The sequence below is a fragment of the Pseudomonas sp. BGA-UO-ETr-WB11 genome (assembly GCF_059567785.1).
The window spans coordinates 934615-953215 of sequence record NZ_JCAQOS010000008.1 but is presented as its reverse complement, the minus strand read 5'-3'; the positions used below and the strand labels follow the sequence as shown (position 1 = coordinate 953215).

Annotated in this window: 17 protein-coding genes; 6 read left to right on the top strand and 11 right to left on the bottom strand. The window is 56.7% G+C overall.

The features are described 5' to 3' along the window. Nucleotide 1 precedes the first annotated feature (1 nt). Genes AC56DI_RS17925 through AC56DI_RS17910 form a run of 4 tightly spaced genes read left to right on the top strand, consistent with a single transcriptional unit; the run spans nt 2 to nt 5620 of the window. On the top strand, nt 2-502 hold the full coding sequence (locus tag AC56DI_RS17925; RefSeq protein WP_496347344.1) for a pilus assembly PilX family protein: 501 nt from the start codon (nt 2-4) through the stop codon (nt 500-502). A gap of 18 nt (nt 503-520) precedes the next feature. Continuing rightward, nucleotides 521-871 carry a hypothetical protein gene (locus AC56DI_RS17920; RefSeq protein ID WP_496347343.1) on the top strand — a complete coding sequence of 117 codons (351 nt, stop codon included), beginning with the start codon at nt 521-523 and terminating at the stop codon, nt 869-871. Between the two features lie 16 nt (nt 872-887). Further along, complete coding sequence (locus tag AC56DI_RS17915; protein WP_496347342.1) at nt 888-5183, top strand: PilC/PilY family type IV pilus protein; 4296 nt, start codon at nt 888-890, stop codon at nt 5181-5183. Then, nucleotides 5183-5620: a type IV pilin protein gene (locus AC56DI_RS17910; protein ID WP_496347341.1), complete on the top strand. Its 438-nt coding sequence runs from the start codon at nt 5183-5185 to the stop codon at nt 5618-5620. The genes AC56DI_RS17915 and AC56DI_RS17910 overlap by 1 nt, the downstream gene beginning before the upstream one ends. Before the next feature lie 63 nt (nt 5621-5683). Here AC56DI_RS17910 and ispH read toward each other — a convergent pair whose 3' ends face one another. The 6 genes from ispH to murJ all read right to left on the bottom strand — a co-directional run bounded on the left by ispH (nt 5684) and on the right by murJ (nt 13133). Further along, nucleotides 5684-6631 carry a 4-hydroxy-3-methylbut-2-enyl diphosphate reductase gene (gene ispH, locus AC56DI_RS17905; protein WP_496347340.1) on the bottom strand — a complete coding sequence of 316 codons (948 nt, stop codon included), beginning with the start codon at nt 6629-6631 and terminating at the stop codon, nt 5684-5686. A gap of 130 nt (nt 6632-6761) precedes the next feature. Beyond that, the gene (gene fkpB, locus AC56DI_RS17900; RefSeq protein ID WP_496347339.1) at nt 6762-7199 is read right to left on the bottom strand and encodes an FKBP-type peptidyl-prolyl cis-trans isomerase; all 438 of its coding nucleotides are present in this window, start codon (nt 7197-7199) and stop codon (nt 6762-6764) included. Then, nucleotides 7192-7716 carry a signal peptidase II gene (lspA, locus tag AC56DI_RS17895; RefSeq protein ID WP_496347338.1) on the bottom strand — a complete coding sequence of 175 codons (525 nt, stop codon included), beginning with the start codon at nt 7714-7716 and terminating at the stop codon, nt 7192-7194. The genes fkpB and lspA overlap by 8 nt, the downstream gene beginning before the upstream one ends. Beyond that, entirely contained in the window at nt 7709-10540 is a 2832-nt protein-coding gene (gene ileS / locus AC56DI_RS17890; protein WP_496347337.1) for an isoleucine--tRNA ligase, read from the bottom strand. Before ileS ends, lspA begins: the two co-directional genes overlap by 8 nt. 15 nt (nt 10541-10555) lie before the next feature. Continuing rightward, nucleotides 10556-11494: a bifunctional riboflavin kinase/FAD synthetase gene (gene ribF, locus AC56DI_RS17885; RefSeq protein ID WP_496347336.1), complete on the bottom strand. Its 939-nt coding sequence runs from the start codon at nt 11492-11494 to the stop codon at nt 10556-10558. 94 nt (nt 11495-11588) lie between these two features. After that, a complete protein-coding gene (gene murJ, locus AC56DI_RS17880; protein WP_496347335.1) occupies nt 11589-13133 on the bottom strand; it encodes a murein biosynthesis integral membrane protein MurJ in 1545 nt (514 codons plus the stop codon). 244 nt (nt 13134-13377) lie between these two features. On the opposite strand from murJ, the gene rpsT reads away from it, so the two are divergent. Then, complete coding sequence (gene rpsT, locus AC56DI_RS17875) at nt 13378-13656, top strand: 30S ribosomal protein S20 (RefSeq protein ID WP_324517308.1); 279 nt, start codon at nt 13378-13380, stop codon at nt 13654-13656. A gap of 95 nt (nt 13657-13751) precedes the next feature. Here the strand turns inward: rpsT and AC56DI_RS17870 are convergent, their stop codons facing one another. From AC56DI_RS17870 to rplU, 5 genes are all read right to left on the bottom strand, one after another. Beyond that, a complete protein-coding gene (locus tag AC56DI_RS17870) occupies nt 13752-14213 on the bottom strand; it encodes a CreA family protein (protein WP_496347334.1) in 462 nt (153 codons plus the stop codon). A 20-nt stretch (nt 14214-14233) separates the two neighbouring features. Further along, nucleotides 14234-15352, bottom strand: coding sequence for a glutamate 5-kinase (proB, locus tag AC56DI_RS17865; RefSeq protein WP_496347333.1), 1119 nt, complete (start codon nt 15350-15352; stop codon nt 14234-14236). A gap of 96 nt (nt 15353-15448) precedes the next feature. Beyond that, the gene (cgtA, locus tag AC56DI_RS17860; RefSeq protein WP_324517305.1) at nt 15449-16669 is read right to left on the bottom strand and encodes an Obg family GTPase CgtA; all 1221 of its coding nucleotides are present in this window, start codon (nt 16667-16669) and stop codon (nt 15449-15451) included. A gap of 106 nt (nt 16670-16775) precedes the next feature. Continuing rightward, a complete protein-coding gene (rpmA, locus tag AC56DI_RS17855; RefSeq protein WP_025240448.1) occupies nt 16776-17033 on the bottom strand; it encodes a 50S ribosomal protein L27 in 258 nt (85 codons plus the stop codon). Nucleotides 17034-17071: 38 nt separating this feature from the next. Continuing rightward, the gene (gene rplU / locus AC56DI_RS17850; protein ID WP_324517304.1) at nt 17072-17383 is read right to left on the bottom strand and encodes a 50S ribosomal protein L21; all 312 of its coding nucleotides are present in this window, start codon (nt 17381-17383) and stop codon (nt 17072-17074) included. Between the two features lie 241 nt (nt 17384-17624). Here rplU and AC56DI_RS17845 point away from each other — a divergent pair, with 241 nt between their 5' ends. Next, entirely contained in the window at nt 17625-18593 is a 969-nt protein-coding gene (locus AC56DI_RS17845; protein WP_496347332.1) for a polyprenyl synthetase family protein, read from the top strand. Nucleotides 18594-18601: the final 8 nt, after the last annotated feature.

Here is an 18601-nt window from a genome sequence, read left to right as displayed (position 1 = left end):
TTTGAATACCTTCCCAAGCCCCAAAAAACAGCATGGCGCAACACTAATTGTCGCGCTAGTTTTTTTATTAATTTTAACCGCTGCTGGAATTACTGCAGTTCGGCTAGCCACCGTAGAAGAGCGCATGGCAAGCAACAGCCAATTTCGTGGCGCAACCTTTCAGCTTGCCCAGAGTGAAATAAAAGCCCAGCTGTTATTTTTCAACCAAAACATAGCAAACCGTGCGTCCCTTCAAACAGCACTAACTAATGCAGCAGCTCCAATCACCCGCTTTCCCAACCGGCTTGCAGATCAGGCCTTAACCGCCAAAATAAGCACCACCGGCTTAACGCAATCTAGCAAGATGAACTTCATGGCTAAACCCGACTGTGCCACGTTAGGCCTTGGCGATTCTTTTGAAAACTTCAGCTGCCGTCAATACGAAATGACTATGCGCTCCACCCTTTCTGGAGGCGCATACTCGGAACAAGTCCAAGGCATCTACTTTATCACTCCGAATTAAGCATAGAGAAATAGCGCCATGAAAACGCCGAAAAAGCTTTTCCTTGCCAGTCTAACCACAACACTAATTCTATCCCTTGTGACTTCCGTACACGCGCAAGAATCGGAGAACGCACACTACATTGAAGATGCAAAAATTATTCTCAACGTACAACCACTAACAAATTCCAGCGCCGCCGTAGGTTATTTACTTGCCACAGCCTGCAACTCCTGCACACCAGTACGAATCGAAGTAAATGAATCAACGACATTTTATTTAAATGGCACACCTAGCGCCGCAAAAAACCTAGGTCTAAAGATCGACTGGCAAGGTGCCGTATTTTTCATGCCAGGAACCACGCCAGTTGCTACACGACTGATGCTGAATTAACGCTGAGGAGCTAATCGTGAAAAAAGCCACCAACACCTCCGCAGGCGTCTTCGCCTTCACCTATCTCTTTCTATCTCTGCAAAGTGGCCTTGCGATTGCCGATGACACCGAAATATATTTGACTCGTGACCTGCCTGCCGATCAACGGGTCCGCCCTAACATCATGTTCGTGATCGATACATCCGGCTCCATGCAAAGCGGAGTTCCCGGCACTGACTGCAAAGCGCTAACCCCCGTATACAATACATCATCGGGAATGCCGATTGACTGGTGCACGAGCACTGAAGGTCGAGCAAACAGAACAAACAACGGGCAACTAACAAGACTGCAAGTAGTAAAACAAGTTGTTAATCAGCTAGTTGATGAATTAGCAACATCAAATGACTCAAATATCGGCCTGGCACGATACGATTCAAACAGCAATGGCGGCTTTATCAACGTACCTGTAAAGCAAGCAGGAACCATTGCCAGCACATTCAAGTCCCAATTAAGCAGTTACTACGCAAGCGGAGCAACACCGCTGCTCGAGACCTATCACGAGGCTGCGCGCTACATGAGAGGCGAAACCCCCTTATATGGCAACAACTCAAGGGGCTACATTGAAAAACCCTCTGATAGAACCACAAATCAATTAATCAATCCGTGGAAAAGCGATAGCACGGCATACACTGGAGCCAGCTACAAGTCACCAATTGAAAACTCATGCCAAAAATCCAACATCATCGTATTGACCGATGGCTTACCAAACGGCGACGTAGGAAGCAATGCCACAATCGCCGCATTAACCAGCGGCAAAAACACACAATACACCTCCTGCAATAGAAACTACCCCACCGATGGTGCGGCGGCAGACGGCTGCTGGATGCCTGGACTTTCGGAATACCTCGCCAACCAAGACAACTCTCCTGCAACTGGAAAGCAATATATAAACACCTATACCGTAGGCTTCGGCAACATCGGCAACTCGCAACTACTGCAGGATACGGCTGATTATGGCGGTGGCAAATTCTTCACCACAAGCAACACCTCAGGCCTAGTGACCGCATTAAAATCGATTGTCGTTGATATTCTTGCTGAAAACACAACATTTACTACACCTACTGTTTCGGTAAGTGCATACAGTAACTTTGGCTACCGCAATGACTTGTTTTACGCCCTATTTCGCCCCGCCGATGGTGCGCGCTGGGTGGGTAATATAAAAAAATACAAGGCCATCACTGATAACTCTACGGGCGACCTAGTGGTCACCGACGCTCTTGGTAATAACGCTGTTGACCCTACGACTGGCTTTTTCAATGACAGCGCACAGAGTTTTTGGAGCCCTTCTGCCGACGGTAAAAACGCGGAACGAGGCGGGGCTGCTAGCAAACTAACCTCGCCCAGCACACGAAAAATGTACACATACACCGGTAGCGACAGGCTTGCGGGCTCAGGCATGACAACCTCAGTCGACCTGACCAGCACCAGTCATGCCCTAAGCAGTAGCAATACCGCAGTCACCAAAGCAATGCTGGGTGACTCTGCAATGACCGATACGTATAAAGCAAACCTGCTCAGTTGGGCGCGCGGTACAGACCCAACAACTAACACTGCACGACTGCAAATTGCGGACGTACTCCATAACGCACCAAAAGTTGTGGCTTATATCAGCGACGAAGATCTCGAACGCGTAGCTGCAGGCACTAACCAAGACAGCATGGTATTGTTTTATGGCACTAATGAAGGCCATATAGGGGCTCTTGACCCTAAAACGGGAAATGAACTATTCGCCTTTATTCCAAAAGAAATTCTACCCAACCTCAAAGCCTACTACGACGACCCCAAAGGAAGCCAAAACAAGAAATATGGAATTGATGGTCAATTTGGACTAAAAGTCACCTATGGCGCGATAAACACTACGACGAAGCTTCGCCCTGTATCGGAAGTATTATTGTATGCAGGCATGGGCCGTGGCGGCCGCAATTACTATGCCCTTGATGTAAGCCCAACAACATCAGGAGCGCCTAGCACCATTCAGCCAAAACTGAAGTGGACAATTAAAGGTGGAACCGTAGGTACGGCTTATCAGCGCTTGGGACAGACTTGGTCCACGCCTAAAGTCAGCAAAATAAAATGGAACGGCGTCACCAAAGACGTTCTAATATTCACCGGCGGCTACGATGTAAACCAAGACGACGATACACCCAACACGCCAAATAACGACACTTACGGCAATGCCCTGTATATCGCCGACGCCAGCACGGGTGAACGCTTATGGATGGCCGGCCCGCCCCCTACATCCGGAGAGACCGCAGCGGCAAACTTGCAAATTAGCGACATGACCAACAGCATGCCTGCAGATCCCACCTTGGTAGACATTTCTGGCGACGGATTAATTGACACAATTTTCACGGCCGACACTCGCGGCCAGATATTTCGCTTTGACATCAATAACACCAATACCACCGCATCGAATTTCGCCAAAGGTGGCCGAATTGCACAATTCGGCGGTAGCACTGCACAAAATAACCGTCGATTCTACAATCAGCCCGACATAGCCTTAATCAAAGAACGCGGTGGAAAATCTTATTACACGATCGCAATTGGCTCAGGTTACAGAGGTCATCCATTAAACGAAGACACTATTGACCGATTCTATGTAGTCCGCGACCCAAACATCTATTCCGCACCAACGACATACACAACAGTCACTGAAAGTAACCTTATTGATGTAAGCAGCGTTGAGTTAAATGGTACTGCGGCCACCGCCATCCAAACACAAATAGACGCCAAGCGGGCCCAAATAGACGCATTAACCCTGGCCGAAAGCAATGCTCGCAAGGTACTTTCCGACTATCAAGAAAGTGTCGGCTACGCATCAAAGCAAGATCAACTCCTACAAACAAACAATGAAATAAATCTTAAGCAAGCAGCAATAGAAACCATCCTTAAAGCTGACCCCTACATTGTTGAGCACGCAACAGAATCCGACGCTCGCACACAGCTAAACAATTTAATTGTCTCTACACTTAACGGACTTGAACAATTAAGCAGTTTTATCGCACCAGCAACCCACGCCAATACCGGGTCATTCCTGAGCACCGAACTGAGCAATTCGAACACTGCCGACTGGGGCCTTCTGCAAACCAATTTACAAGCTTTAAACGCAAGCACCGATGACACCCAATATCAGAGCGTTCTCACGGCAGAGCAAGCGCTTAGTGACGCAATACAAAGTGGGGTTGCCGACACCACAACTCAACAAACAGCGCTTAATGACGCAAGAACCGCATATGAAGCAACATCCGCTTACACTCAGCGCCAGACTCTTCTAGAGAATCAACAAGCCATAAATAGCAAGTTAACATTCATACTAAACCTGCAAACCACAATATTTAACGCACTAAACGCAAACGACTCCGCAAATGTAACAAGCGCAACAGGGCAGCTATCTACACTCAAAAGCGAGTTAAACACGCTAATAACAGGACTAACAGACCAAGGCAGTGCTGACAACGACGAGTTACTCGCAGGCAAAACAACTACAAAACAGAACCAAGTCGATAGCGAGGCCATCAGCTCACCACTGGTTTCTCAAGCCTCATTGCTGAATAATTTACAAACGGAGAAGCTGGCTCTTAGTGGCCTAGCATCAACCCTGCAAAGCGAGCTGGTTGCGCTGAGCGATGCGGCATACAACACCAGCAGCAACGTACTTACTTCCGTCCAGATAAGCGCAGCAACTGCTGCAGACACTACACCACCGCTAAGCATGTTTGATGCATATAACTATTTGATCGAGCTCCAGCGCGCGACTGCAGTAGCTGAAATTCCAACTTTACGCACAGAAATAAATGACCTCTACGCCCAATTAACACCCGGCAATAGCTACATCCCTGACCTAGCTGCCCTCAACAACAGCAAGGGTTGGTTTATTCGGTTCCCCTTGGGTGAGAAAGTGCTTTCCAGCTCCATTAGCTATAAAGGTGCATTACTATTCAGTACGTTCCGCCCAAGCGGTCAGCAAGTTACTACTTGCGGCCCAGACGTAGGCCGAGGTCGCTTCTACGCATTGAGTCTCGTTGATGCGAGTGCCGTATTTACACAAACAATTGCCGGCGTAACGACAGACAAAAGGAGTTTTGATCTTATTCATGGCGGCATCCCACCCAAGCCAGCAGTTGTGCTACGTGAAGATGGCATACCAGGCCTACTCTGCGGAGCAGAGCAGTGCGATAAAGACAACAATGGAACGCCAACTGAGTGCAAGGCAGGCATTGGCTTCTGCGAAAGCGGCACACCTGTAAGCAGCACATACTGGAGAGAAAATTAATGCAGCCGCACAAGGGCTTTACCCTTATTGAGCTATTGATTGTGATGGCAATTATCGGCGCACTAAGTGCAATCGCATTCCCAAACTATCAACTTTATGTTATTCGTAGCGCTCGCACTGAAGGACAAGCAAAGCTGATGGAAGTAATGCAAGCGCAAGAGCGCTTCTATTCACAAAATCAAACCTACACCACCAACTTAGGCGTAGGTGGCCTAGCTTACCTCAATATTGCGGCAAATGCCGCGGCACCTTCTGAAGAAGGACGCTATCTCATCACCTCTGCAGCTTGCGCAGGAAGCACGATTGCCAGCTGCGTAATACTTAGCGCAGCCCCTCAGGGCAGCCAAGTGGCTGATGATGTGTGTGGAACTATTACAATCGATAGCAAAGGCATAAAAACAGAAAGCGGCACAGGAACAGTAGCAAACTGCTGGTAACTTTACTGCTCAAAAGCAAGGCCGGTAATTACCGACCTTGCTTTTTGTGGTTATAAAAGCAGATTACTGCCTAGTAATAACTCGCAACTCCCTCGGCATCGAAAACGTTACATTTTCCTCTCGCCCCAACAACTCATCAGCCCCGTTCGCTCCCCACTCACGCAATTGCTCGATCACGCCACGCACCAGTACCTCGGGTGCCGACGCGCCGGCCGTCATGCCGATGAGTTGTACGCCGTCGAACCACTCACGCTTGAGGTCTTCGGCGCCGTCAATCAGGTAGGCAGGGGTGCCCAGGCGCTCGGAGAGTTCGCGCAGGCGGTTGGAGTTGGAGCTGTTTGGGCTGCCTACTACAAGTACCACATCGCTCTCGGCGGCCAGTTGTTTGACCGCGTCTTGGCGGTTCTGGGTGGCGTAGCAGATGTCGTCCTTGCGTGGGCCACCAATACTGGGAAACTTGGCGCGCAAGGCGTCGATGACGCGACTGGTGTCATCCATCGACAGCGTGGTCTGGGTGACGAAGGCTAATTCGGCCGGGTTGCGCACGGCAAGGTTGGCGACATCCGTCTCATCTTCCACCAGGTAGATATCACCGCCATTGCTGCGGTCGTATTGGCCCATGGTGCCCTCCACTTCCGGGTGACCGGCATGGCCAATAAGAATGCACTCGCGGCCGTCGCGGCTGTAGCGCGCCACTTCGATATGCACTTTGGTCACCAGCGGGCAGGTGGCGTCGAATACTTTAAGCCCCCGTTTAGCGGCTTCCTGGCGCACGGCCTGGGATACGCCGTGGGCGCTAAAAATGACGATCACATCGTCCGGCACCTGATCCAGCTCTTCGACGAATACCGCGCCGCGCGAGCGCAGGTCTTCGACCACGAACTTGTTGTGCACCACTTCATGACGCACGTAGATGGGCGGGCCGAAGACTTCCAGGGCGCGATTAACGATTTCGATAGCTCGATCGACGCCTGCACAGAAGCCACGGGGATTGGCGAGTTTGATCTGCATGGTGTTATCTCGGCACGCGTGGCATAGGAGTTGTTCAATGTAACGGGAGGCCGCCAAACGACCTCACGCCTTTCGTCGCCCGGATGCAATCCAGGACCAACACATTCCCGGATTGCATCCGGGCTACCGATCAGAGCGCTTTAACCTCGATGATTTCAACATCAAAGGTCAGCGCCTTGCCGGCCAATGGATGATTGAAGTCGATGGTCACTTGAGCCTCGTCGAAGGCTTTAACCACGCCCGGCAGCTCGGTATTGGCGGCGTCGTTGAAGATCACCAGCAGGCCTTCGGCCAGCTCCATGTCCTTGAACTGACTGCGCGGCATAACCTGTACGTTCTGCGGATTTGGCTGACCGAAACCCTGTTCAGGTGCAATCGGCAGGCTGCGCTGGTCGCCGCCCTTGAGGCCGAAGAGGGCCTGCTCGAACCCTGGCAACAGGTTGCCATCGCCGATTTTGAAAGTGGCTGGCGCCTTGTCGAAAGTGCTGTCCACTACGTCGCCATTGTCCAGCTTGATAGCGAAATGCAGGGTGACCTGGCTGTTGTTGGCAATGCGAATATCAGTCATGAGCGGACTCTTCGGACTTCTGCGATTTGAACATATCCAGCGCCAGGAGGATGGCGCCCACAGTGATGGCGCTGTCGGCCAGGTTGAACGCCGGGAAGTACCAACGGTTCTGCCAGTGCACGAGGATAAAGTCGATCACATGGCCGTAGGCCACGCGATCAAACAGATTCCCCAAGGCTCCGCCGAGGACCAACGCCAGCGCCAGCGCCAGCCAGGTTTCATCGGCTTTCAGGCGCTTGAGCCACACCACCAGCACACCACTGACCACTAGGGCGATGGCCGCGAAGAACCAGCGCTGCCAGCCGTCCGCGTCAGCGAGAAAACTGAAGGCCGCGCCGGTGTTGTAGGCCAAGGTCCAGCTGAAGTAATCGGGGATCAGCACGATCTGCTGATACAGCGTCAGCGTGCCCTCGAAGTACAGCTTGCTCAGCTGATCCAGCACAAACACCAGCACACTCAAGCTCAGCCACGGCAGTTTGCCGAAGCGACCAGCCTGCTTCAGGCCGCCATCACGCATAGTGACGAACCTCGCCAGCGCCATCGATGTTCTCGATGCAGCGGCCGCACAACAGCGGATGGGCCGCGTGCTGGCCAACATCTTCACGGTGATGCCAGCAGCGCCCGCACTTGCTATGGCCCGACTTAACCACGCGCAGCTTGAGACCCGCCACCTCGGTGACCACGGCATCTTCAGGTGCCGCAGCCAATGGCTCGACAGCCGCAGTGGAGGTGATCAGCACAAAGCGCAGTTCATTGCTGAGCTTGGCCAGATCGGCCGCCAACGCGTCTTCGGCATACAGGGTCACTTCGGCCTGCAGGTTGCCGCCGATGGCTTTGGCTGCACGCAGGTTCTCCAGTTCCTTGTTGACCGCAGTTTTCACCGCCATTACTCGCTCCCAGAAAGCGCGATCAAGCTCAATGTCCGCCGGCATTTCGCTGAGGCCCTGATACCAGCCATTAAGCATCACCGACTCGTTGCGCTCACCCGGCAGGTACTGCCACAGCTCGTCAGCTGTGAAGGCGAGGATCGGCGCGACCCAGCGCACCAGCGCCTCGGAGATGTGGAACAGCGCGGTCTGGCAAGAGCGCCGCGCGGTGCTGTCGGCGGCCGTGGTGTACTGACGATCTTTGATGATGTCGAGGTAAAAGCCACCCAGCTCCTGGACGCAGAAGTTATGCACTTTCTGGTACACGTTGAGGAAGCGATAGCCGTCGTAGGCCTCGATGATCTCGCGCTGCAGCAACAGGGCGCGGTCCACGGCCCAACGATCCAGCGCCAGCATGTCTTCGGACGGCAGCAAGTGCTGGGCCGGATCGAAACCACTCAGATTGGAGAGCAGGAAGCGCGCGGTGTTGCGAATCCGCCGGTAGGCATCGGCGCTGCGCTGCAGGATCACCTTGGACACCGCCATTTCGGCGGAGTAGTCAGTGGACGATACCCACAGACGCAGGATGTCGGCGCCCAGGCTGTCGTTGACTTCCTGCGGCGCGACGACGTTGCCCAGCGACTTGGACATCTTGCGGCCGTTCTCATCGACCACAAAGCCGTGGGTCAGCAGCTCTTTGTACGGTGCGTGCCCGTCGATGGCGCTGCCGGTCAGCAAGGAGGAATGGAACCAGCCGCGGTGCTGGTCAGACCCTTCCAGGTACAGATCGGCGCGCGGGCCGGTGGCGTGGCCCAGCGGATGGGAACCGCGCAGCACATGCCAGTGGGTGGTGCCGGAATCGAACCACACGTCCAGGGTGTCGCTGATCTTGTCGTACTGCGCGGCCTCGTCACCGAGCAATTCGGCGGCATCCAGCTTGAACCAGGCCTCGATGCCTTGCTGCTCGACGCGCTGCGCCACCAGCTCCATCAGCTCGGTGGTGCGCGGGTGCAGGTCGCCGCTTTCCTTATGCAGGAAGAACGGGATCGGCACGCCCCAGTTGCGCTGACGCGAGATGCACCAGTCCGGGCGCCCGGCAATCATGCTGTGCAGGCGCGCCTGGCCCCAGGCCGGGATAAATGCGGTTTCTTCGATGGCCGCCAGGGCGCGCTCACGCAAGGTGGCGCCCTGTGCAGGCTGTGTGTCCATGCCGACGAACCACTGCGCCGTGGCGCGGTAGATCAGTGGCGTCTTGTGTCGCCAGCAGTGCATGTAGCTGTGCTGAATGACCGAGTGCTTGAGCAGGCAACCGACTTCCTCGAGCTTGGCGACGATATTCGGGTTGGCCTTCCAGATGAACTGACCGCCGAAGAACGGCAGCGACTCGACATACACGCCGTTGCTCTGCACCGGGCTGATGATGTCGTCGTTGCTCATGCCGTAGCCTTTGCAGGAACGGAAGTCGTCCTCACCATAAGCAGGCGCCGAATGGACGATGCCGGTGCCAGCACCCAACTCGACGTACTCAGCCAGGTAAACCGGCGCGAAGCGCTCATAGAACGGGTGGCGGAAGCGGATGTTTTCCAGCGCCGCGCCCACGGCGATGGCAATCACTTCACCTTGCAGGCCATAGCGCTGCAGGCTGCTTTCAACCAGCTCTTCAGCCAGCACCAGCAGCTTGTCGCCGGTATCGACCAGGGCGTAGTTGAATTCCGGGTGGACGTTGAGCGCCTGGTTAGCCGGAATGGTCCACGGCGTGGTGGTCCAGATCACGATGCTGGTCGGCTTGCTCAGGCTGGCCAGACCGAACGCAGCGGCCAACTGATCGGCATCTTCGACCGGGAAGGCCACATCGATGGCGTCGGATTTCTTGTCCTGATATTCGACCTCTGCTTCAGCCAGGGCCGAGCCACAATCGAAACACCAGTTCACCGGCTTCAGGCCCTTGAAGACGAAGCCCTGCTTGACCATCTCAGCCAGGGCGCGGATTTCCCCGGCCTCGTTGGCAAAGTCCATGGTCTTGTAGGGTTTGTCCCAGTCGCCCAGCACGCCGAGGCGAACGAAGTCTGCCTTCTGCCCTTCCACTTGCTCACCGGCATAGGTGCGGCAGCGCTCACGGGTCAGGTCTGAGGGTTGGTTCTTGCCGAAGGTGGTTTCCACCTTGTGCTCGATCGGCAGACCGTGGCAGTCCCAGCCCGGCACATAGGGGGCGTCGAAACCGGACAGGGTCTTGGAGCGGGTGATGAAGTCCTTGAGGATCTTGTTGACCGCATGACCGATGTGGATGCTGCCGTTAGCATAGGGCGGGCCGTCGTGAAGGACGAACTTCGGCCGGTTTTCGCCGAGCTGACGCAGCTTCTGATACAGGCCAATGCTGTCCCAATGCTGCAAGATCTGCGGTTCGCGCTGCGGCAGACCAGCCTTCATCGGAAACGCCGTTTCCGGCAGGTTCAGGGTCGCTTTGTAATCGGTCATGTCAGTCCCGGCTCATCATTGAAAGTGGTTACCCGGCCAACTAGCTCGGGCGGCAGCGATGTCAGCAGCAATCGCCGCCTTCAGCTCATCCAGCGAGGCAAAGCGCTGTTCGTCACGCAATTTATGGTGAAAGGTCACACTCAGGTGGCGGCCATAGAGGTCGCCGGCGTAGTCCAGCAGGTGTACTTCCAGATGGGCCAGCCCATCGCTTTTAACCGACGGACGCACACCGATATTGGCGGCGCCCGGCCATACCTGGCCATCCAGCTCGATGCTGACCAGGTACACCCCGGTCAAAGGCACGCGCTTACGCTTGAGCTGGATATTGGCCGTGGGCGCACCCAGTTGCCGCCCCAGCTTCTGCCCGTGCAATACCCGCCCGGCGATCTGGAAAGGTCGTCCGAGCAGCGCCTCGGCCAAGGTGAAATCTGCTACGCCTAAGGCATTACGCACCCCGGTACTGCTGACCCGCAGGCCATCCAGTTGGACAGTGGCGGCTTCTTCAACGGTAAAACCGTTAGCCAGCCCTGCCTGCTGCAAAAAACCAAAGTCGCCAGCGCGGTCACAGCCAAAACGGAAGTCGTCGCCCACTTCCAGATGCTGTACACCCAGGCCGTTGACCAACACCGTGTTGACGAACTCGGCGGCGCTCAACTCACGCAAACGGCGGTTGAAGGCCAGGCACAGCACACGATCAACGCCCGCGGCGGCCAACAGTTCCAGCTTGTCGCGCAAACGGGTCAGGCGGACCGGCGCGGTGTCTGGGGCAAAAAACTCACGGGGCTGCGGCTCAAAAATCACCACGCAACTGGGCACCCCAAGCTCCGCCGCACGCTCGCGCAGACGCGCCAGAATGGCCTGATGCCCACGGTGTACGCCGTCGAAGTTGCCGATGGTGGCAACGCAGCCCCGGTGATGGGGACGCAGGTTGTGAAGACCTCGGACCAGCTGCATAGCACGCTTCTTGGCTAAAAAGGGGTCGATTATACGCACACCCGCCGCCAGACAACAGGCGCCACACGCACGTCTGCCGGGCGGCAGGCGTGCTTTAACTCAACGAACGCCGGGCAAAATCCCTAGGACGGAAGCCCTGCGCGAACAGCATGGCGAAATAGCTGCCCGCTCCAGCCGCCACCAGCAAGCCCAGCCGCAGGCAGCGCTGCAGCATGCCGCCCTGCTCCCAAGCCGGAAGAAAATGCATAGCCCCCAACAGCACACCCACCATCACCAGCACCGCTAACAGCAGCTTGAGACTAAACACCAGCCAACCCGCCTGAGGCAGATACAGCCCCTGACGGCGCAATTGCCAGAACAGCAAACCGGCATTCAGGCAGGCCGCCAGGCTGATCGACAACGCCAGGCCCACATGGGCCAGCGGCCAGACAAAGATAAACAACAGGTTCATCAACTGAGTGGCCAGCAGGCTGACCAGCGCAATGCGCACCGGCGTCTTGATGTTCTGCCGCGCATAAAAGCCCGGCGCCAGCACCTTGACCAGAATAATGCCGAGCAAGCCCACCGCGTATGCGATCAACGCCCGCTCGGTCATCAGCGCATCATTGGCACTGAAAGCACCGTACTGAAACAGCGTCACTACCAGAGGCTCCGCCAACACCGCCAACGCCAGCGAGCACGGCAATGCCAGCAGGAGGCACAGGCGCAAACCCCAATCCATCAGCCGCGAATACTCCTGCGGGTCCTGGGAAGCAAAGCTCTTCGCCAGGACCGGCAGCAAAATGGTGCCCAGCGCTACACCCAGCACCCCGGCCGGCAGCTCCATCAGGCGGTCGGCGTAATACATCCAGGACACCGAGCCTGCCGCCAGAAACGAGGCGAAGATGGTGTTGATGATCAGCGAGAACTGACTGGCCGAAACCCCGAGAATGGCCGGCCCCATCTGCCGCAGCACGCGCCACACGCCGGCATCACGCAGATTCAGACGCGGCAGCACAAGCATGCCGATCTTCTTCAGGTGCGGCAGCTGGTAGAGCAGCTGCAGCAAACCACCGACCAGCACCGCCCATGCCAGCGCCATCACCGGCGGATCGAAATACGGGGTCAAAAACAGGGTAAACACGATCATGCTGAGGTTCAGCAAAGTCGGCACGAAGGCCGGCACCGCGAAGCGATTCCAGGTATTGAGAATCGCCCCCGCCAGAGACGCCAGCGAGATCAACAAAATATAAGGGAAGGTCACCCGCAGCAGTGCCGTGGTCAGCTCGAACTTTTCCGCCGAATCGGCAAAGCCCGGCGCCGTTGCCCAGATCACCCAAGGCGCGGCCAACATGCCCAGCACCGTAACCACCGCCAATACCAGAGTCAGCAAGCCACTGACATAAGCGACAAAGGTGCGCGCAGCCTCCTCGCCTTGCTGATTTTTATATTCCGCCAGAATCGGCACAAAGGCCTGGGAGAACGCACCCTCGGCAAAAATACGCCGCAGCAAATTGGGCAATTTGAACGCAACAAAAAAGGCGTCGGTCGCCGCACCCGCACCAAACACCCGCGCCACCAGCGTGTCGCGGACAAAGCCGAGGATGCGCGACAACATGGTCATGGAGCTGACGGCAGCCAGCGACTTGAGTAGATTCATAAGGCAAAATTTCTACTATTGAGAGAACAACAACACGCCTGGGCGATCGCACGCAGACCGCATCTGTCTGCACCACCCACCAAAGTCGCGGAGTGTAGGGCCGCCCAGCAATTAAATCACCCCAACACGAACAACCCCCAGGCGAGCAAAGTGCATTCACCCTTGACAAGGGGTAATCACAACGGCATTATTCGCGGCCTTATTTGTTTGCAATCACCCCCAGATTTTTTCGAGGAGCTTGACGGTGGCCAATACACCTTCTGCCAAAAAACGCGCAAAACAGGCTGAGAAGCGTCGTAGCCATAACGCCAGCCTGCGCTCCATGGTCCGCACTTACATCAAGAACGTGATCAAGGCTATCGACGCCAAAGAGCTTGAAAAAGCTCAGACCGCTTACGTTCTGGCTGTGCCGGTAATCGACCGTATGGCCGATAAAGGCATCATCCACAAGAACAAGGCTGCTCGTCATAAGAGCCGCCTGAACGGCCACATCAAAGCACTCAGCGAAGCCGCTGCCGCCTAAGATGTAAGCTGTTAAAAAACCGGCCTCGGCCGGTTTTTTATTGCCTGGAGAAAAGTGCCACTGCCAACCCGCGCAGCGGCGCCATAACTGCCAGCCTAACGCGTCGCCCAGGGCAGGATCGGAATGGCCGTCACCGCATTTTGCGGACTGCCTTCGATCACCCGGTCGCTGTAGACCAGGTACACCAGGGTATTGCGCTTACGATCAAAGAAGCGCACCACCTGCATGGTCTTAAACACCAGCGATGTGCGCTCCTTGAAGACTTCCTCGCCTTCTTTCAACTCACCCTTGAAGGCGATGGCGCCGACCTGACGGCAAGCAATCGACGCCTCAGCACGATCCTCCGCCAAGCCGATACCTCCTTTCACGCCGCCCGTCTTGGCGCGCGACAGGTAGCAGGTCACACCTTCAACCTTGGGATCATCGAAGGCCTCGACGACAATCTTGTCATTTGGCCCCACCCACTTGAAGACAGTGGAAACCTCGCCAATTTCCTCGGCCGCCGCCAGCATTGGCAGCGTCAGCAACAAGCCCAGCAATCCATTTGCAATGCGCATCGTTAGCCTCTCGCTCTCAGTCAGATCAGAATCAGATTGTCGCGGTGAATCAATTCAGGCTCATCAACATAACCCAGCAGCTGCTCGATGGCATCAGAACCCTGACCGACGATCTTTTGCGCTTCCGCCGCACTGTAATTGGCCAGACCACGCGCTATCTCAGCACCATCCGGCGCCAGGCACACCACCATCTCACCGCGACGGAAATTACCCTGCACCTGTTTGACACCCACCGGCAACAGGCTCTTGTGCCCACGCAGCAGCGCCTGCACTGCACCGTCATCCAGAGTCAGACTGCCGCGAGTCTGCAAATGCCCTGCCAGCCACTGTTTGCGCGCCGCCAGCAGACCACGCTCTGGTAACAGCAGAGTACCGAGCAACTCGCCCGCTTTCAGCCGATCCAGCACGCGCTCGATGCGCCCACCAACGATCACCGTATGCGCCCCGGAACGCGCCGCCAGGCGTGCTGCGCGCAACTTGGTTTGCATACCGCCACGGCCCAGCGCACCACCAGTGCCACCCGCAACAGCATCCAGGGCCGGATCATCGGCACGCGCCTCAGAAATCAACTGCGCATCCGGGTTATTGCGTGGATCGGCATCAAACATGCCGTCGCGATCGGTGAGAATGACCAGCAGATCAGCCTCCACCAGGTTGGCCACCAACGCCGCCAGGGTGTCGTTGTCGCCAAAGCGGATTTCGTCGGTGACCACGGTGTCGTTTTCGTTGATCACCGGAATGGCGCCCAACTCCACCAAGGTGCGCAGCGTGCTGCGCGCATTCAGGTAGCGCTTGCGATCGGACAGATCGTCATGGGTCAGCAGAATCTGCGCCGTGTGCTTGCCGTGTTCGCCGAAACTCGACTCCCAGGCCTGCACCAAGCCCATCTGACCTACAGCGGCAGCCGCCTGCAACTCGTGAATGGCGCTCGGCCGCACCGACCAACCCAAGCGACTCATGCCAGCCGCTACCGCCCCTGAAGACACCAGCACCAGCTCGACACCGGCAGCATGCAACGCCACCATCTGCTCAACCCACACCGCCATGGCCGTACGATCCAGCCCGCGACCGTCCGCCGTCAGCAGCGCGCTGCCGATTTTCACCACCCAGCGCCGCGCACCCGTCACCTTGTCCCGCATGTCATTCCAACCTTGATCAGCAGATTGCACGCACCCCGGCGCCAACCCTGGAGTTAGTCAGCACAACGCCGCTAATCAGCGGCGTTGTGGTTGTACTCAGTCGCGAACGTAGATAATTTCCGGGCCGTCCGCCTCATCCTCTTCATCCCAGAAGCTGTCGTCATCCTCGGTGCCGACCGCCTTGACCCCCGTACGCCGCAGCGCACGCTGATCATCCAAGGCCTGCAACTGGGCCCGCGCCTCATCCTCGATGCGCCGATCCAGCTCAGCGAGGTCCTTGGCGTACTGTGGCTCTTCAGCCAGACGCAAGGCGCGCTCTTCGAGGTAACGCATGATGTCGTAGCAGAGCTTTTCCGTGCCCTCGCCAGCAATGGCCGAGATCACATACACAGGACCCTGCCAGTCCAGCGCATCGGTGATTTCCTTGACCCGCGCCTCCTGCTCCTCTTCGAGGATCTGGTCGGACTTGTTCAGCACCAACCAACGATCGCGATCGGCCAACGCCGGGCTGAACTTGGTCAACTCATCAACGATAGTCACTGCCGCCTCAGTCGGATCGCTCATGTCCAGCGGCGCCATATCGACCAAGTGCAACAGCAAACGGGTACGCGCCAAATGCTTGAGGAAGCGAATGCCCAGACCGGCGCCATCGGAGGCGCCCTCGATCAAGCCCGGAATATCCGCCACTACGAAGCTTTTGTAGCGATCAACGCTGACCACACCTAGGTTCGGGACCAGGGTGGTAAACGGATAATCCGCCACCTTCGGTTTGGCGGCCGACACGGAGCGAATAAAGGTGCTTTTGCCCGCATTCGGCAAGCCCAGCAGACCGACGTCCGCCAACACCTTCAATTCCAGCTTGAGGTCGCGGGACTCGCCCGGCTTGCCCAGCGTGGTCTGACGCGGCGCGCGGTTGGTACTCGACTTGAAACGGGTGTTGCCCAGACCGTGCCAGCCGCCATGGGCCACCAGCAAGCGCTGGCCCGCCTTGGTCAGGTCGCCAATCACTTCCTGGGTACCGGCATCGATCACCGTGGTGCCAACCGGCACGCGCAGCACCAGCTCTTCACCCTTGCGCCCCGTGCAATCGGTACTGCCGCCATTGGAGCCACGCTCAGCATCAAAGCGGCGGGTATAGCGATAGTCGACCAGGGTGTTGAGGTTCTCGTCGGCGATCATGTACACCGAGCCGCCATCCCCCCCATCACCACCGTTCGGCCCACCATTCTCGATGAACTTCTCGCGGCGGAAACTCATGCAACCGTTGCCGCCATCACCAGCTTTTACAAAAATCGATACTTCATCGACGAATTTCATGGGCTACGCCTCCCGCCGCAACAGCGGGCAGAATAAAACAGTGAACACAGGATACAGAAACAAAAAAGCCCCGTCGCAAGACAGGGCTTTTGCAGCACTCTCGCGATTAAGCCGCGACAACGCTCACGTAACGACGACCGAAGGCGCCTTTAACTTCAAACTTGATCACGCCTTCGACTTTAGCGAACAGGGTGTGATCTTTACCCATACCAACGCCGTAACCAGCGTGGAATTGGGTGCCGCGCTGACGCACGATGATGTTACCAGCCTTGATAACCTGGCCGCCGTACATCTTCACGCCAAGGCGCTTGGCTTCTGAGTCGCGACCGTTGCGGGTACTACCACCAGCTTTTTTGTGTGCCATGAGTTCAATACTCCAAATTGTGGATCAGGCGAGAAAGATTAAGCCTGAATACCGGTGATTTTGATCTCGGTGTACCACTGACGGTGGCCCTGACGCTTCATGTGGTGCTTACGACGACGGAACTTGATGATGGTGACTTTGTCATGACGGCCTTGGGCAATCACTTCAGCCACAACCTTGGCGCCTTCAACAACAGGTGCGCCGATTTTCACGTCGTCGCCATTGGCAACCAACAGAACGCGGTCGAAATTCACGGCTTCGCCAACGGCCAGCTCGAGTTTTTCAATTTTCAGGTATTCGCCTTCGGCAACTTTGTATTGCTTGCCACCGGTAACAATTACTGCGTACATAATTTTGCTCCGTTAATCCTGCTCACCCAGCGCTTTATAGGAATAGTCGTCGGCTGGCATGGCTGCTTGGGGCCGGAAGGACGCCCTTGCAATTGCGTAAGGCAGGTAATGCCCAGGGAAGTTCAGGGGCCGCAATTGTACGCAAGCTGCCAACGCCGCGCAAGCACCCAAGGCACTTGCCTTGACAGCCCCCACCCCGCCCCCTAGCATGCCGCGCAACCTTTAGGAGCACTCACCAACGATGCAACCCCAGGCATTTTATAGCGTAGTAGCGGACGACTTCAGTGCCGTCGACGGCATCATTCGTCGCCAGCTGGTGTCGCATGTGCCACTGGTGGAAAAAATCGGTGACTACATCATCTCCGCGGGCGGCAAACGCCTGCGGCCGCTGCTGGTCCTGCTCTGCGGCAAGGCCTTGGGCCAGGAAGGCGACGACCTGCGCCTGTTGGCCGCCACCATCGAGTTCCTGCACACCGCCACCCTGCTGCATGACGACGTGGTCGACATGTCCGACATGCGCCGCGGCCGCTCCACTGCCAACGCCCAATGGGGCAACGCGCCGAGCGTGCTGGTGGGCGACTTCCTTTATTCACGCTCGTTCGAAATGATGGTCGAACTGGGTTCCATGGAAGTCATGCGCATCCTCTCCAAGGCCACCCGCGTGATCGCCGAAGGCGAAGTGCTGCAACTGTCGAAGATTCGCGACGCCAGCACCAGCGAAGAGGTCTACATGGAGGTCATTCGTGGCAAGACGGCCATGCTGTTCGAGGCCTCGACCCACAGCGCCGCCGCCCTGGCCGGCGCCGATGCGGCACAGACCGAAGCCCTGCGCACCTTTGGTGATCACCTCGGCATCGCCTTCCAGCTGGTCGACGACCTGCTCGATTACCGTGGCGACGCCGCGACCTTGGGCAAGAACGTCGGCGACGACCTGGCCGAAGGCAAGCCGACCCTGCCGCTGATCTACACCATGCGCGAAGGCACCGCTGAGCAGGCTGCTCTGGTGCGCCAAGCGATTCAGAAAGGCGGCCTGGAAGACCTCGAAAGCATCCGCAATGCCGTCGAAGCTGCCGGCGCACTCGACTACACCGCGCAATTGGCCCGCGACTTCGCCGAACGCGCCATCGCCTGCCTCGACGTACTGCCAGCCAGCCCTTACCGCGACGCCCTGGCAGAACTCAGCCGCTTCGCCGTAGCGCGTACGCACTAAGTACCCGC